This is a genomic window from Mesorhizobium sp. BR1-1-16, assembly GCF_020165495.1.
Classification (GTDB): Bacteria; Pseudomonadota; Alphaproteobacteria; order Rhizobiales; family Kaistiaceae; genus Kaistia.
In genome coordinates this window covers 1-15,825 of sequence record NZ_JAIUIE010000010.1, presented here as the reverse complement: position 1 = coordinate 15,825, position 15,825 = coordinate 1, and the positions used below count along the sequence as shown (strand labels likewise).

General features: G+C 66.2%; 17 protein-coding genes. 11 read left to right on the top strand and 6 right to left on the bottom strand.

Features of this window, described 5'->3' with window-relative positions; all coding sequences use genetic code 11:
• Positions 1-47 precede the first annotated feature (47 nt).
• The 7 genes from LB518_RS18660 to LB518_RS18630 all read left to right on the top strand — a co-directional run bounded on the left by LB518_RS18660 (position 48) and on the right by LB518_RS18630 (position 6,712).
• Positions 48-515, top strand: coding sequence for an Rrf2 family transcriptional regulator (locus tag LB518_RS18660; RefSeq protein WP_224579291.1), 468 nt, complete (start codon positions 48-50; stop codon positions 513-515).
• On the top strand, positions 502-1,413 hold the full coding sequence (locus LB518_RS18655; RefSeq protein ID WP_224579289.1) for an NAD(P)/FAD-dependent oxidoreductase: 912 nt from the start codon (positions 502-504) through the stop codon (positions 1,411-1,413). Before LB518_RS18660 ends, LB518_RS18655 begins: the two co-directional genes overlap by 14 nt.
• An 80-nt stretch (positions 1,414-1,493) precedes the next feature.
• Complete coding sequence (locus tag LB518_RS18650; RefSeq protein ID WP_224579288.1) at positions 1,494-3,092, top strand: ABC transporter substrate-binding protein; 1,599 nt, start codon at positions 1,494-1,496, stop codon at positions 3,090-3,092.
• Positions 3,093-3,109: 17 nt separating this feature from the next.
• Positions 3,110-4,159, top strand: a complete 1,050-nt coding sequence (locus LB518_RS18645; protein ID WP_224579455.1) for an ABC transporter permease — start codon at positions 3,110-3,112, stop codon at positions 4,157-4,159.
• A complete protein-coding gene (locus LB518_RS18640; protein WP_224579286.1) occupies positions 4,159-5,076 on the top strand; it encodes an ABC transporter permease in 918 nt (305 codons plus the stop codon). Before LB518_RS18645 ends, LB518_RS18640 begins: the two co-directional genes overlap by 1 nt.
• A complete protein-coding gene (locus LB518_RS18635) occupies positions 5,073-5,909 on the top strand; it encodes an ABC transporter ATP-binding protein (RefSeq protein ID WP_224579285.1) in 837 nt (278 codons plus the stop codon). Before LB518_RS18640 ends, LB518_RS18635 begins: the two co-directional genes overlap by 4 nt.
• On the top strand, positions 5,906-6,712 hold the full coding sequence (locus LB518_RS18630; RefSeq protein WP_224579284.1) for an ABC transporter ATP-binding protein: 807 nt from the start codon (positions 5,906-5,908) through the stop codon (positions 6,710-6,712). The genes LB518_RS18635 and LB518_RS18630 overlap by 4 nt, the downstream gene beginning before the upstream one ends.
• Here the strand turns inward: LB518_RS18630 and LB518_RS18625 are convergent.
• Genes LB518_RS18625 through LB518_RS18600 form a run of 6 tightly spaced genes read right to left on the bottom strand, consistent with a single transcriptional unit; the run spans position 6,687 to position 12,479 of the window.
• Positions 6,687-7,967, bottom strand: a complete 1,281-nt coding sequence (locus LB518_RS18625) for a transporter substrate-binding domain-containing protein (protein WP_224579283.1) — start codon at positions 7,965-7,967, stop codon at positions 6,687-6,689. The two genes, LB518_RS18630 and LB518_RS18625, sit on opposite strands and share 26 nt — an antisense overlap.
• A gap of 46 nt (positions 7,968-8,013) precedes the next feature.
• A complete protein-coding gene (locus LB518_RS18620; RefSeq protein WP_224579282.1) occupies positions 8,014-9,063 on the bottom strand; it encodes a dipeptidase in 1,050 nt (349 codons plus the stop codon).
• A gap of 11 nt (positions 9,064-9,074) precedes the next feature.
• Positions 9,075-10,064 carry a branched-chain amino acid ABC transporter permease gene (locus LB518_RS18615; RefSeq protein ID WP_224579281.1) on the bottom strand — a complete coding sequence of 330 codons (990 nt, stop codon included), beginning with the start codon at positions 10,062-10,064 and terminating at the stop codon, positions 9,075-9,077.
• Complete coding sequence (locus LB518_RS18610) at positions 10,061-10,969, bottom strand: branched-chain amino acid ABC transporter permease (RefSeq protein ID WP_224579280.1); 909 nt, start codon at positions 10,967-10,969, stop codon at positions 10,061-10,063. The genes LB518_RS18615 and LB518_RS18610 overlap by 4 nt, the downstream gene beginning before the upstream one ends.
• Positions 10,966-11,724 carry an ABC transporter ATP-binding protein gene (locus LB518_RS18605; protein ID WP_224579279.1) on the bottom strand — a complete coding sequence of 253 codons (759 nt, stop codon included), beginning with the start codon at positions 11,722-11,724 and terminating at the stop codon, positions 10,966-10,968. The genes LB518_RS18610 and LB518_RS18605 overlap by 4 nt, the downstream gene beginning before the upstream one ends.
• Positions 11,721-12,479, bottom strand: coding sequence for an ABC transporter ATP-binding protein (locus LB518_RS18600; RefSeq protein ID WP_224579278.1), 759 nt, complete (start codon positions 12,477-12,479; stop codon positions 11,721-11,723). The genes LB518_RS18605 and LB518_RS18600 overlap by 4 nt, the downstream gene beginning before the upstream one ends.
• A 142-nt stretch (positions 12,480-12,621) precedes the next feature.
• Between LB518_RS18600 and LB518_RS18595 the strand changes: the two genes are divergently transcribed.
• The 4 genes from LB518_RS18595 to LB518_RS18580 all read left to right on the top strand — a co-directional run bounded on the left by LB518_RS18595 (position 12,622) and on the right by LB518_RS18580 (position 15,781).
• Positions 12,622-12,975, top strand: coding sequence for a TIGR04076 family protein (locus LB518_RS18595; protein ID WP_224579277.1), 354 nt, complete (start codon positions 12,622-12,624; stop codon positions 12,973-12,975).
• 11 nt (positions 12,976-12,986) lie between these two features.
• The gene (locus tag LB518_RS18590) at positions 12,987-14,030 is read left to right on the top strand and encodes an aldo/keto reductase (RefSeq protein ID WP_224579454.1); all 1,044 of its coding nucleotides are present in this window, start codon (positions 12,987-12,989) and stop codon (positions 14,028-14,030) included.
• The gene (locus LB518_RS18585; RefSeq protein WP_224579276.1) at positions 14,027-14,446 is read left to right on the top strand and encodes a hypothetical protein; all 420 of its coding nucleotides are present in this window, start codon (positions 14,027-14,029) and stop codon (positions 14,444-14,446) included. Before LB518_RS18590 ends, LB518_RS18585 begins: the two co-directional genes overlap by 4 nt.
• A 66-nt stretch (positions 14,447-14,512) precedes the next feature.
• On the top strand, positions 14,513-15,781 hold the full coding sequence (locus tag LB518_RS18580; RefSeq protein ID WP_224579453.1) for an ABC transporter substrate-binding protein: 1,269 nt from the start codon (positions 14,513-14,515) through the stop codon (positions 15,779-15,781).
• Positions 15,782-15,825 lie beyond the last annotated feature (44 nt).

Sequence of the window (15,825 nt, the reverse complement as noted above, 5' to 3'; positions counted from 1 at the left end):
CCGGCTGCCTCTTGACGCGCGCCGTTTCATGTAACATACAAAATTACATGAAACGCGACAGCCGATTGTCGGGCGTGCTGCATGTCCTGCTGCACATGGCCGAAATAAAGGGGCCCGTGACGTCGGAAACGATGGCGCGGGCCATGCAAACCAATCCCGTCGTGGTGCGCCGTATCATGGCGGGGTTGCGTGAGGCCGGCCTCGTCCGCTCGGAAAAGGGCCATGGCGGCGGCTGGACCATCGGGCGCGATCTCGCGGCGATCACACTGCGCGACATCTATGACGCGCTCGGCCAGCCGGACCTCTTCGCCATCGGCAACCGCACGGAAAGCCCCGGATGCCTTGTTGAGCAAGCGGTGAATGCCGCGCTCGACGACAGCCTCGCGGAGGCGCAAGCGCTGCTGCTCGCCCGCTTCGGCGCCGTCACCCTCGCCATGCTCAGCGCCGACTTTCACGCCCGGATGGTCGCCAGCGGCCGTTCCGTCGATCTGGAGACCAATCATGCCAAACTATGACGCCGTCATCGTGGGCGGCAGCTTCGCGGGCCTTTCCGCCGCTCTGCAAATCGCCCGCACGGGCCGCCCCGTGCTGGTCGTCGATGCTGGACGGCCGCGCAACCGCTTCGCCGATGCCTCGCACGGTTTCTTCACGCAGGACGGCAGCAACCCGCTGGCGATGATCGAAACCGCCCGCGCGCAGATACAGCGCTATCCGAATGCGCGGACGCTCGCCGGCGAAGTCATCGATATCAGCGGCAGCGACGGAAGCTTCTCGGTCACGACCGCCAGCGGCGAAGCATTCGCGGCCCAGAAGCTGGTGCTCGCCTATGGCGTCTCCGACACGCTCCCCGATGTGCCGGGCCTCGCCGAACGCTGGGGCGCGACCGTCCTGCATTGCCCCTATTGCCACGGCTTCGAGTTTTCCGGCCGCCGTCTCGGCGTTTTGCAGTCACACCCGATGGCGGCGCATCAGGCGCTGCTGGTCGCGGATTGGGGGCCGACCACGTTGTTCCTGAATGGCGGGCCGGTGCCCGACACTGAGACCGCCGCAAAGCTCGGCGCGCGCGGCATCGCGCTGGAGCCGGCCCCGGTCCGGACGCTCACTGGCGATGGCGGCGACCTCTCGGCCGTGGAACTGGTTGACGGCCGCAGCGTGCCGATCGATGCGCTCTATGTCGGGCCGGTGGTGCGCCACAACAGCGATCTCGCAGAACGGCTCGGCTGCGCGCTCGACGAGACCCCGCTCGGCCCGATCATCCGCACCGACGAGCGCAAGCGCACGACGGTCGCCGGCATCTTCGCGGCGGGCGACATCGCCCGCGCGCCGCATAACGCGACCTGGGCATCGGCGGATGGCGTCGCGGCCGGCGTCTTCCTGCATCAGTCGCTGGTGTTCGAGCCGCTGGCGGCCTGACATCCCGGCAAGGCCATGGACGGCGGCGACGCCGCGAGGCAGACTTCTCCGATCCGCGTCATGCAGCCGGAGGAGCGATCATGGGTTTGGCTTTCGTCAGTAGAGGTCTCGCGGCGGCGGTCTTCGCCGTCGCGCTCGCCTCTTCCAGTGTGTTCGCGGCAACGCCGAAGGACACGCTGGTCCAGGCCTGGCAGATCGACGACATCATCTCGCTCGATCCGGCCGAGCTGTTCGAATTCTCGACGACCGAGATCGCCGGCAACACCTATGAGCGACTGATCGGCTACGACCTCGACGACGTCTCCAAGATGTTCGGCGTGGTGGCCGAGAGCTGGACGGTTTCGGACGACGGCAAGACGATCAGCTTCAAGATCCGCGAGGGGCGGAAATTCGCCTCGGGCAATCCGATCACCGCAGCCGATGTCGAATTCTCGCTGCAGCGGGCCGTGCTGCTGGACAAGTCGCCGGCCTTCATCATCACGCAGTTCGGCATCACCAAGGACAATGTGAAGGATGCCATCAAGGCGACCGGCGATTACACGCTCGACTTCACAATGGACCGCCCCTATGCGCCGAGCTTCGCGCTCTATGCGCTGACGTCATCCGTCGCTTCGGTGGTCGACAAGAAGCTGGTGCTCGAACACGAGGCCGATGGCGATCTCGGCAATGGCTGGCTGAAAACGCATTATGCCGGCTCCGGTCCTTTCACGATCCGCGACTGGCGCGCCAATGAGGTGGTGGTGCTGGAACGCAACCCGAATTTCTCGGGCACCCCGACACCGCTTTCCCGCGTCATCTATCGCCACATTCCCGAGACCGCGACGCAGCGAATTCTCCTGGAAAAAGGCGATGTCGACATCGCGCGCAATCTCGGGCCTGAGCAGATCACGGCTCTTTCAGGCAACCCCGATATCAAGATCCAGCGGGCGCCCAAGGGCACGCTCTATTATCTCGGCCTCAACCAGAAGAATCCCAACCTCGCAAAGCCAGAGGTACGCGAGGCGCTCAAATATCTCGTCGACTACAGCGCGATCGTCGATACGATCATGAAGGATCAGGCCAGCGTTCATCAGGCCTTCCTGCCGAAGGGCTTCCTCGGCGCGGTCAACGACAATCCCTATGCACTCGATGTCGACAAGGCGAAGGCGCTCTTGGCCAAGGCTGGCCTGCCGGATGGCTTCACCGTCACCATGGATGTGCGTTCCACGCAGCCGATCACCGGCGTCGCCGAGGCGATCCAGTCGAGCTTTGCCAAGGCCGGCGTCAAGGTCGAGATCATCCCGGGCGACGGCAAGCAGACGCTGACCAAATACCGCGCCCGCGCGCATGACATCTATATCGGCGATTGGGGTTCCGACTATCAGGACCCGCATTCCAACGCCCAGACCTTCGCTTCCAACCCCGACAACAAGGATGACGCGTCGTCGAAAACACTCGCCTGGCGCAATGCCTGGCCGACGCCCGTGCTCGGCCCTGAGGTCGGGGCAGCAATCCTCGAGCGCGATCCGGCGAAGCGGGCAGCGCTTTACGAGAAGCTGCAGCGCGACGTGATGGCCGACGGGCCGTTCGTCATCATGTTCCAGAAGACGGAGAGCGCGGCGCTCCGGTCCAACGTCCAGGGCTTCATCATGGGTCCGTCCTTCGACAACAACCTCGCGACCAGCACGAGCAAGGATTGAGCCTCGATTCTGGCCTGATGGCTGCAACGACGCCGGAGCGGCGCGGACGCGCCGCTCTTGGCCTTGCCGGCGGCATCGCCGGCTTTCTACTGACCCTCGCGATCACGCTGTTCGGGCTCGTCGTCGTCACCTTCGTCATCGGCCGCATCGTGCCGATCGACCCTGTGCTGGCGGTGGTCGGCGACCGCGCATCCGCGGCCACCTATCAGCGGGTCAGGACCGAGATGGGGCTCGACCTGCCGCTCGTCGAACAGTTCCGCATCTATCTCGTGAAGGCAGTGACCGGCGATTTCGGGCGCTCGGTGCTGACGACCAATCCGGTCATCGAGGATATCCGCACCTATTTCCCGGCGACCATCGAACTCGCAACGCTCGGCACGCTGATCGGTACCCTCATCGGCGTGCCGCTAGGCGTCTTCGCCGCCGTTCGCTCGGGCAGCGTGCTCGACCACATCGTGCGGATCATCGGCCTCGTCGGCTATTCGGTACCGATCTTCTGGCTCGGGCTGATGGCGCTGCTGCTGTTCTATGCCAAGCTCGACTGGGTGGCCGGGCCGGGCCGGATCGATATCGCCTATGACTATCTGGTGACGCCGGTCACCGGCCTGCTGCTGGTCGACAGCCTGATGCAGGGCCAGATCGACGTGTTCTGGAATGCCGTCAGCCACATCATTCTGCCCGCCTGCCTGCTCGGCTATTTCTCGCTCGCCTATATCAGCCGCATGACGCGCGCCCTCGTGCTCAACGAGCTGGCGCAGGAATATGTCGTGACGGCGCGGATCAAGGGCCTCTCCGAGGCGCGCGTCGTCTGGCGCCACGCGCTGCGCAACGCCGCCGTGCCGCTTCTGACCGTGGTGGTGCTCTCCTATGCGACGCTGCTCGAAGGGTCCGTGCTGACCGAAACGGTGTTTTCCTGGCCGGGCATCGGCTCCTACATCACGTCATCGCTGCAGAACGCCGACATGAACGCAGTCCTTGGCGGCACCCTGGTGGTCGGCGCCGCCTTCGTGACGCTGAACCTCGTCTCGGACCTCCTTTACCGCCTGCTCGATCCGAGGACGCGCTGATGGCCGGCACATCCTCATCGCTCGCCGCCTGGCTCACCACCGCCGAGCCGCAATCGCGGGCGCAGGCGCGGCTTGGCCATGCCTGGCAGGGCTTCCGACGGCTGTCGCGCAATCCGACCGCCATGGCCGGCCTCGCCATCGTGGTGCTGCTGATCTTCGTCGCTGTCTTCGCACCGCTGCTCGCTACCCATTCGCCGATCGCGAGCGGTGATCTTCGGACCGAGCGACTGCTGCCGCCGGGACCGGTGTTCTGGCTCGGCACCGACGATCAGGCGCGCGACATCTATTCGCGCCTTCTCTACGGCTCGCGGCTGACGCTCGCCGTCGTCATCCTCGTCTCGGTGATCGCCACGCCGATCGGCCTCGCGATCGGCACGATCTCCGGCTATTTCGGCGGCTGGATCGACCGCATCCTCATGCGGATCACCGACATTTTCCTCGCCTTCCCGCGCCTCGTCCTCGCGCTCGCCTTCGTCGCGGCGCTCGGACCCGGCATCGAGAACGCGATCATCGCCATCGCCATCACGGCATGGCCGCCTTATGCGCGCCTTGCCCGCGCCGAGACGCTGACCATCCGCAACAGCGACTTCATCCACGCGGTCCGCCTGCAAGGCGGCTCGTCGCTGCGCATCCTCCTGAAGCATATCGTGCCGCTCTGTCTTTCATCGGTGACGGTGCGCGTCACGCTCGACATGGCCGGCATCATCCTGACCGCCGCAGGGCTTGGCTTTCTCGGTCTCGGCGCGCAGCCGCCGACGCCGGAATGGGGAACAATGATCGCGCAGGGCCGACGCTTCCTCATGGATCAGTGGTGGGTCGCGGCGGTGCCGGGCATCGCCATCTTCGTCGTCAGCCTCGGCTTCAACCTGCTCGGCGACGGGTTGCGGGACGCGCTCGATCCAAAGGCCGCGCGATGACCGCGCCGCTGCTTGAGGTGGAGGATCTCCGCGTCCGCTTCCCCCTTGCCGAGGGCACGGTCGAAGCGGTGCGGGGGATTTCGTTCACGCTCGGGCGCGAACGGCTCGGCATTGTCGGGGAAAGCGGCTCCGGCAAATCGCAGACCGGGCGCGCCATCCTTGGGCTCACCGCCAAGCCCGGCGAAGTCACCGCAAGCCGCCTCGTCTTCGACGGCATCGAGCTGATGACCGCATCGCCGCAGGTCCGGCGGAGCCTTCGCGGCAGTCGCATGACCATGGTGATGCAGGACCCGCGCTATTCGCTCAATCCGGTGATGACCGTCGGGCAGCAGATCATCGAATCCTACCGCGCCCATGCGCCCGTTTCGCATCGCGAGGCGAAGCGGGCGGCGCTGGCCATGCTGGAAGACGTCCGCATCACCGCGCCCGACCGCGTCATGGCGCTCTATCCGCATGAACTCTCCGGCGGCATGGGCCAGCGCGTGATGATCGCGATGATGCTGATCACCGGGCCGGAACTGCTCATCGCCGACGAGCCGACCTCGGCGCTCGATGTCACCGTGCGCGGCGAGGTGCTGCGGATCCTCGACCAGCTCGTCGCCGAGCGTGGCATGGGCCTCATCCTGATCAGCCACGATCTCGAAATGGTCGCCTCGTTCTGCGACCGCGTTCTGGTGATGTATGCCGGCAAAATCGTCGAGGAACTTGCTTCGGGAGCGCTCGGCGCGGCGCGGCATCCCTATACGCGCGGGCTGATCGGCTGCCTGCCGAAGCTCGCGGGCGACAGCCATCCGCTCCCCGTGCTCACCCGCGATCCGGCCTGGGCCCGATGACCACGGCACCACCCTTGCTCGAAGCGTCGCATCTTTCCGTCCGGTTCGGCGTCGGGCGGCTCACGGTCGCGGCGCTCGACGATGTCTCATTCACGCTGGCGCCCGGCGAATCGCTCGGCCTTGTCGGCGAGAGCGGCTCGGGCAAATCGACGGTGCTGCGCGCCATTACCGGACTTGCGCCGCTTTCAGGCGGCCATTTGATGCTCGATGGCGTCGCGGTTCCGACGCCGCGCCGGATGGACTTCTTCACCGCCGTGCAGATGGTGTTCCAGGATCCCTATGCCTCGCTGCATCCGCGCCACACGGTCGACCAGATCCTCGCAGAACCGCTGGCGATCCATCGGATTCCCGATGCCGAGGCGCGGATCGTGGCGGCGCTCAAGGAGGTCGGGCTCGGGCCGTCCTATCGCTTCCGCTATCCACATCAGCTTTCCGGCGGTCAGCGCCAGCGCATCGCGATCGCCCGTGCGCTGATCCTCCGGCCGAGGATCGTGCTGCTCGACGAACCGACCTCGGCGCTCGATGCCTCGGTGCAGGCCGAGATCCTCAACCTCCTGGAAGAGCTGCGTCGCGCCTTCGGCCTCGCTTATATCCTGGTCAGTCACGACCTCGCCGTGGTGGCGCATCTTTGCGAGCGGCTGATCGTGCTGCGCCAGGGCCGCATGGTCGAGGAGACGACGGCTGCGGCGCTCCGCGATGGGTCGGTGAAGGCTGACTATACGCAGGCGATGCTGGCGGCCAGCAAGGGGTTCACGCGGCCGGCGCCGGCCGATCCGGCTATTGCTCCTGCCCGAAATATTTGAGGCGCAGCTTGTCGATCTCGTCGTGCTCCTCGGACGAGAGCAATTCGATGGTCACGGGACGGCGCAGGACGCTGTTCTGCGGCGTGCCGAAGGCATATTTGCTCGGCTCGAAACGCGGACCGACCAGCCGCACATCGGCGCGGGGATGCGTGTACATGTAATATTGCAGCACAGGGCCATCCTCGATGATGGCGTCGACATCGCCGCTTTCCAGCGCTGCGATCGCCTCGTCGAATGTGAGGAAGGCGATATTGCGCAGGCCCTGCTCACGGACGAAATCATTGGAGACGGTGTCCTTGATCACGCCGATCGTACGGCCCTCGAGATCCTCGACATTGTGGATCTGGTTGGCAGCCGAGAGCGTCGCCATCACGGTGGTCACCGACGAGGTGACATAGGCGATGACCGCGACGCCCGCCATCAGCCAGACGCCCTGCCAGATGCGGCCGAGCCAACCGAACAGGTTCTTGCGCGTCGCCGGCTTTCCGGTCGTCGCGATCTGCATCACCGTGTAGAAACTGTCCGCGAAGCCATCACGCCAGCGCTTCGGGAAGGCGCTATCGAAATGACGATCGAACAACGTCATCATGATGGTCGCCAGCAGAAGGGCCAACCCGATCCGGGCATAGGTGGTGAGAAAGCCGGCATCGCGCAGTTCGCCGATCACGTCGAGGACGCTGGCGTGACTGCGCTCATTGATCATGATCCGAAGCCCGGCATCGAACCATGGCTGCGTGAAGTCGATCCGCCGCGCCCGGCTCTCATTCACGGTGATGTTGGAAACCGCAATATCGATCTGGTCGTCATGGGCAGCCTTGATCAGGGCGCCGACGGTCGGGAACTCCTGATAGGTGAATGTCCGCTGCAGATCACCGGCGAGGTTCTCCCACAGGTCGATCGCCATGCCGGTAAATTTGCCGCCACGCTTCATGACGAAGGGCGCGCTCACATGAACGCCGACCCGGATCGGCCGCTGCGGACCGACGACGACCGCGTCGCCATCATTCGCGCCGACGGGCGCCTCGTCGGGGGGAACAGCCGGCTCGGGAATGCCCTCTTCGACGGGCTCGGTCGCGGGTACGGTCAGTTGCGGCGGCGTGACCGGCTGCGCCTCGACGGCCGGCGGCTTTGCGCCCGCTGCCGGCGGCGTCGCGGGCGCCGGCTCCTGGGCCTCGCTCGATCCGACCATCACCGCAGAAGCGAGGACAAAGGTCAGGATTGCGGCAGCGCCTGCCAGTCGCCGGACGAAAGTCATATCCCCGCTCTTCCTCTCAAAGTCAGGCCGCCACCGCGACATCGCATCAACCGATGGTTCGTTCCAGCAGGCTCAGCCAGTTTTCCGAGCCCAGCCTGGTGAGCAGCGCCTCGTCATAGCCATGCGCGCGCATCGCGGCGACGAGGTTCGGCAGGCCGGCGGCGCTGCCGATCTCGGCCGGAATCAGCGCGCCGTCGAAGTCCGACCCAAACCCGACGCGATTCTCGCCGACATGTTCCATGAGATAGTCGAGATGGCGCAGCATCGTGTCGAGGCCGGTGTCGGTGCGCATGCGCCCGTCGGGCCGCAGGAAACAGGTCGCGAAATTGAGCCCGACCATGCCGTCGCTGTCGCGGATCGCATCGAGCTGGCGATCGGTCAGGTTGCGGGCCGACGGCGTGATCGCATGGGCATTCGAATGGGTCGCGACCAGCGGCGCCTTCGAGAGGCGCGCCACATCCCAGAAGCCGGCCTCGTTCAGATGCGAAAGATCGATCAGGATTCGCAGCGCATTGCAGGCGGCAACGAGACGTTCGCCGGCCTCGGTGAGGCCAGGCCCGGTGTCGGGCGAGCCCGGAAAGCGGAACGGCACGCCATGGCCGAACACCGTCGGCCGGCTCCAGACAGGGCCGATCGAGCGAAGGCCGGCGGCATGGAGCACGTCGAGCATTTCGAGCCCGGGATCGATCGCCTCGGCGCCCTCGATATGCAGGACGGTGGCGAATGCGCCACGCGCGATCGCGGCACGGATTTCGCCGGCATCACGGCAGATCGCGACGTCGCCAGCCGATTCCCGCTCGATGCGCAGGAGCAACGCGATCATGGCGAGCGCTGCCTCGCGCGCCTCGTTCATCGGCAGCATGCCGGGCAGCGGCACGTCGTAATTGGCGCCCATCATCTGCTCGGCATAGGCAAAGCCGCTGGCTGGCGGGGCGAAGACCGCGAAAAGGCCGCCAACGAGGCCGCCGGCACGGGCGCGCGGCAAATCAAGCTGCCCGTCTTCCGTGCCGTCCAGAAAGGCGCGCGCCGCGCCCTCGCGCCGCACGAGGCGGAGCAGAACGTCATTATGGCCGTCGAAGATCGGCAGAAGCGACATGTCTCTCTCTTTCAATCCCGAACGGGTTCATGCGCGGGCGCGCCCTCGTCATGCAACGCTTCGACATCGCGCGAGACGGTGGCACGCTCGCCGACAAGTCCGCGCGGCCGGACCAGCAAAATCACCGCGAGCGCCATGCCAATCGCGACGATCTGCAGCGCAGCAGCCCGGGCCTGGAACGCTGGCGCCACGAAGGTGCCGACCGCGAGGCTCGACAGGCTCCACAGCGCCCAGACGACGACCGCGCCGATAAGCGCGCCGCGATTATTGCCGGAGCCGCCGACGATCAGCATCGCCCAGACCTGAAAGGTCAGGATCGACAGATAGTTGTCTGGCGCGATGAAGCCAATGAAATGCGCCTGCATGGCGCCGGCAAGACCCATGATGGCGCCACCGAAGGCGAAGGCCTGCAGGCGATAGAAATTGACGCTCTTGCCAAGCGAGGCGGCGGCGGCCTCGTCCTCGCGAATGGCGCGCAGCACGCGCCCCCAGGGGCTGCGGGTCAGTGTTTCGAGCACCAGGAAGAGGCCGAGCACGACCGCGGCGGTCAGCGCCAGATTGGCCGCGTTGAAGGCGATCGGCGTTTCGGCAAGGCTCGCGAACGGGCGCGGAATGAAGGCGATGCCGAACGGACCGCCCGTGAGCGCCGTCGCGTTGAGCGCGACCACCTGGATCGTGACGGCGATGCCGAAGGTCGTCATCGCGAGATAGTCGGCGCGAAGGCGCAGCGTCGCGAGACCGACCAACGCGGCTGCGGCGCCGGCAATCAACATCGCGGCCAGCCAGCCGGCGAGGATCGGCCAGCCGAAACCGCCAATGCGCTCGGCCGCCTCAGGCGTCGTCAGGATGGCCGAGGCATAGGCGCCGATCGCCGCGAAACCGGCCACGCCGACATTGAACAGGCCCGTCTGGCCCCATTGCAGGTTGAGGCCGAGGCAGAGCACGCCGAAGATCAGCGCGTTGACGAGGAAGAAGGCGCCGTAGCCGAGAAGGTCGATCATCCCTCGCGCACTCCGAAGAGGCCGCGCGGCCGGACGAGCAGCATGGCGATGAGCAACACGAAGGCGACAGCCGAACGATATTCGGATCCGATGACCTGCACGGCGCCCGCCTCCGCGATGCCGACGATGAGACCACCGATGATCGCGCCCCACACACTGCCAATGCCGCCGAGAATGGCGGCGGCAAAGAGCGGCAGCAGCAGGTCGAAGCCCATTTGCGGCCGGATCTGCACCGTCAGCCCCAGCATGATGCCGGAGACGCAGGCAAGCGCCCCGCCGATGAGCCAGGTGGCGCGGATGACGGCAGCAACATCGATGCCGACCACGCGGGCGAGCGCGGGATTTTCGCTCACCGCCCGCATCGAGCGGCCGATATGGGTGCGTGTCAGCAGGAGATGCATCGCAATGACGACGACGAGGGCGAGGCCCATCATCGCCGCCTGATCGGGCGTCACGCGGATGCCGAAGCCGATCGGGATCGCGATCTGGATGGCGCGGCTGAAATAGGCCGGCTCGGAGGTGAACAGGAACTCCAGCATCGCCCTCAGCGCCAGCGAAGCGCCGAAGCTCGCGATCACCATGACGATACCGTGGCCGGTGCGGCGCAGCGGCTTGAACAGGGCCGCATCGAGCGCGAGCGCCAGCAGCCCGGTCAAAGCCATGGCGAAAAGCCCGCCGACGATGAGCGGCCAGCCGAAAGAAAACGGCATGAAGCGGGCGGCGGGCCCGATCCAGCCGGTCAAGGCGCTGACAACGCCGAGCGCCAGATAGGCGCCCCAGGAAATGAAGTCGCCATGCGTGAAATTCGAAAAACGCAGAATCGAATAGGTCAGCGTCAGGCCGACAGCGCCGAGCCCGATCAAAGCGCCGGCAAAGAGACCGTCAGCGAGAAATTGCAGGCTCATGGCGCGATCCTCCCGCCGACGCCGGCATCCGCGCCGCCGAGACCGAGATAATGCGCGGCGATATCGGGATCAGCCGCCAGCGCGGCGGCCGCCCCTTCATGGCGATTGCGGCCGTCGGCGAGAATATAGGCGCGGTCGGCGATGGCGAGCGCGGCGCGGGCGTTCTGCTCGACCAGCAGGATGGTGACGCCGCTTGCGCGAATTTCGGAAAGTTTGGCGAATACCTCGCCGACCAGCTTCGGCGAAAGCCCCGCAGAGGGCTCGTCCAGCATCAGCACCGATGGCTCGATCATCAGGGCACGGGCGACCGCCAGCATCTGGCGCTGCCCACCGGAAAGACGACCGGCCGCGAGGCGGCGTTGCCGCGCGAGGTCAGGGAAGAGGGCCAGCATGGCGGCGACACGGGCGGCGCGCGTTCCTGCCGGCGCGATATGGCCTGCCAGAACGAGGTTTTCCTCGACGCTCATGGTCGTGAACACATTTTCGGTCTGAGGCACGAAGGCGAGGCCCCGCCGCACCATCCTGTGAGCGGCCGTCCGGGTAATATCGACATCGCCGAGCAGGACGGCGCCGCGCGAAATCGGCACCAGACCGGCAATTGCCTTCATCAAGGTCGACTTGCCGGCGCCGTTGGGGCCAAGCAGCGCAACGATCTCGCCGTGGCCGACCGTGATGGTAGCGCCCTTGACGATCGGCAGGCCCGGTTCATACCCGGCCTCGATATCGCGGGCGACAAGAGCCACAGGCGCGGTCACGCGGCAGCTCCGCCAAGATAGGCCTCGACGACACGCGGATCGCGCGCCATCACCTGCGGCGCACCCCGGCCAAGCACGCGGCCCTCCGCCATCACGATCACCTCGCCGCAGAGCCGCGCCACGAGGTCCATATTGTGTTCGATGATCAGGAAGGTGACGCCGCCGCGATTGATGGTTTCGATCCGCGCCATGATCGTCTCCAGCAGCGCCGGATTGACGCCGGCGGCGGGCTCGTCGAGGAGGATCAGCTTCGGCTCGGCCATCAGGACGCGGGCAAGCTCCAGCAGCTTGCGCTGACCGCCCGACAGCGCCTTGGCCGGCAGGCGCTCGACGCGAGCGAGGTCGACGAAGGCGACGATGTCGCGGGCCCGGGCGATGTTGGCCTTCTCCTGCCGCTGCACATCAGCGCGGGCGAACAGGTTTGCCAGCATGCGCTCGCCGGGCTGCGACCGCGCCGCGACGAGCACGTTTTCCAGCACCGACATCTCGCCGAATGGCTTCGGAATTTGAAAGGTGCGGGCAAGGCCCGCCGCAATGCGCCGATGCGCCGGCTCATGCTCGACAGGGTGGCCTCCGAGGCGGATCGAGCCCGAGGTCGGCTGCAAGGTTCCGGCGATCAGGTTGAAGGTCGTGGTCTTGCCGGCGCCGTTCGGCCCGATCAAGCCGACGATCGACCCGGCGGGGACGACGAAACTGACGTCGTCGACCGCGCGGAAGCCGTCGAAGGACTTGGAAACCGATTGCACTTCGAGCATGCGTGCGCCAGACCAGAGGCGGGGGAGCGTGGCGGGCCGGACCGGCCCTCGCGTCCGTTCTACATGGCTCGGCCCAACTCTCAAGGGGCCAGTCATGGACCCGCCACGATGCGGCCCAGTCAATGAGACGACGAGGAGCGTGATGAGCGGCGTTACCGACGATCATTTCGAACTTTACGACCTTCGCGTCGAGGTGGTCGCGCCGCCCGGCGCCAATCTCTATTGCGGCGCTGTCGTCGGCGATCATTTCGAATTGCGCGGCGAGATGCTGCATCTGCCACCGGGACAGGGCATCTCGATCTATTCGCTGGCCTCGGTGCTGCCGCTCCTGGCCGCCAAACAGCGCCCGACTCATCCCCATGACTGGATGACGAGCGACGCCGAGATCGCCTGCCCCGACCCCAACTGCCCTTCGCGCCTCCGCATCACGCGCCTGGGCCTTCGCCGCTTCTCCCATGCCGCGACCACGGCCGTGCCGCTGCCGAAGGCCGAATGAAAGACACGACGATGGACCAATTCGACCTCGCCCCCGATTACACGATCTCCCGCGTTATCCGTGGCGGCTGGCAGCTTGCCGGCGGCCATGGCGCCATCGACCGCACCGCCGCGATCGCGGACATGGAGGCCTTCGCCGAGGCCGGCATCGTCACCTTCGACTGCGCCGACATCTATACCGGCGTCGAAGCGATGATCGGCGACTTCCGCGCCGCCTATGCCGCTACGCATGGCAAGGCCGCGCTGGACCGCATTCATGTGCACACGAAATGCGTGCCCGATCTCGCGATCCTCGACCGCATCCGCAAGTCCGACATCGCCGCGATCATCGACCAGTCGCTGAAACGGCTGAAGATGGAGCGGCTCGACCTCGTCCAGTTCCATTGGTGGGACTATGATGTGCCGCGCTATGTCGAGACGGCCGTCTGGCTCGACGAGCTGCGCCGCGAGGGCAAGATCCGCTTCGTGAGCGGCACCAATTTCGATGTTCCGCGCGTCAAGGAAATGCTGGATGCCGGCGTGCCGATCCGCACGCTGCAGGTCCAGTATTCGGTGCTGGACCATCGGCCGGAAAACGGGCTCGTCGCCTTCGCGGCCCGCCACGGCATCGACCTTCTCTGCTATGGCACCGTCGCCGGCGGCTTCCTCGGCGAGCGCTGGCTCGGGGCAGCCGAACCTGCTGAACCGCTCGAAAACCGCTCGCTGACCAAATACAAGCTGATCATCGACGATTTCGGCGGCTGGGCGCTGTTCCAGGAGCTGCTCGCCGCGCTTGCCCGCGTCGCGGCCCGGCATGGCGTCGATATCGCCACGGTGGCGAGCCGGCATGTGCTCGACCGTCCCGGCGTCGCCGCCGTGATCGTCGGCGCGCGCAACCGCGCCCACCTCGCCCGCAATCTCGCTATCGGCGCGCTGCGCCTGACGGACGCCGACCGCGCCGAGATCGACGCCGTGCTGGCCAAGCGGCAGGGGCCGGAGGGCGATGTCTACACGCTGGAGCGCGACCGGACCGGCCGCCATGGCTCGATCATGAAATACAACCTGAACGCCCAATGACAGCGCAGCATCCCCTCGTCGCCGCCGCGATCCGCGAGATCGAGGCCTCGCATGATTTCTTCGTCCGCTGGTTCCTCGGGACAGCGAGCGAAGACGAGTTCGCGCTCTGGCAGCGGACGACCGCACCGGAGTTTCGGCTGACGACGCCCGGCGGCACGATGCTGGCCCTGCCGGAAATCACGACATGGATCGCCGGCGCGAAGGGCTCGCAGACGACGCGCTTCGAGATCGGCATCGAGGATGTCGAGGCGGTCCATGTCAGCGCCGATGCCGTCTTGCTCATCTATGTGGAGCGACAGTATCGTGACGGACGCACGACGCGGCGGCAGTCGATGGCGCTGTTCCTCAAGGACGACAGCGCGCCGCGGGGGGTCGTGTGGCGCCATCTGCAGGAAACCTGGCTGCAGATGGACTGATTTCGAACGCCGGGGGCAAAGCCCGCGACAAAGCGGCAGGGAGAGTTTCCAATGACATCGAACCGCATGTTGCGCGCCGCCCTTCTCGGCAGCGTCATCGCGCTGACGGCCACGGGCGCCGCGCGCGCCGCCGATTGCGACGTCACCGTCGGCCTCGTCATGGAACTGACGGGCCCGGCCGGTGAATATGGCCAGGCCGGCGCCAAGTCCGTCGAGATGGCGCTGCGCGACCTCAACGATGCCGGCGGCGTCGCGGGCTGCAAGATCGTCACCGACACGCGCGATTCGCAGAGCCAGGGCACTGTCGCGGTCGACGTCGCGACGCAGCTTGTTCAGGTCAAGAAAGTGCCGGTGATCATCGGCGGCATCATCTCGTCGGTCTCGATCCCGATCCTCACCTCGGTGACCGCACCGGCCAAGATCCCGCAGGTCTCGCCCGCCTCGTCCTCGCCGACGCTGACCAAGCTCGGCCGCGAGGGCAAAACCAATGGCGTCTTCTTCCGCACCATCACCTCCGATGCGCTGCAAGGCATCGCGGCGGCGAAGTTCGCGATCGACCAGGGCATCAAGAAGATCGCGATCATCAACGTCAACAACGACTTCGGCGTCAACATGGCGGGCGAATTCAGCGCCGCCTACAAGGCGCTCGGCGGCGAGATCACCTCGACGACGCCCTACAACGAGAAGCAGTCGAGCTATCAGTCGGAAGTGACGGCGGCGCTCGCTTCCTCGCCCGACGCGCTCTATCTCGTCTCAACGCCGGTCGACGGGGCGACCATCGCGCGCGCCTGGATCTCGCAAGGCGGCCCGCAGAAGTTCCTGCTGAATGACGGCATGAACAGCGCCGAATTCATCAAGAATGTCGGCCCGGAATATCTGAACGATGCCTATGGCACCTCGTCGGGCACGGACGCGACCGCATCGACCGACTATTTCAACAAGGAATACAAGGCTTTCTCCGGCCTCGACCCGGCCAGCCCCGCCGCCGACCGCTCCTATGACGCGGGTGCGATCGTCGGCCTTGCGATCGCCGAGGCGAGCAAGGACACGGGCAAGGCGGACAGTGCCGGCATCCTCGCCTCTATCCGCAAGGTTCTCGACCCCAACGGTACGGTCATCCATGCTGGCAAGGACGAGTTCGCCAAGGCGCTCGCCCTCATCAAGGACGGCAAGCCGATCAAGTATGAAGGCGTCATCGGCCCGGTGACCTTCGACGAGGTCGGCGACATCACCGGCCCGTTCCGCCTGTGGCGGATCCAGAATGGCGAGGTGACCACCGTCGGCACGATGTCGACCGCCGACATCGACAAGGTAAAGGCCAGCCTCGCCAAATAAGGCGGCCACCCACTCAACCTTCGGGGCGCCGCACGCCGCGGCGC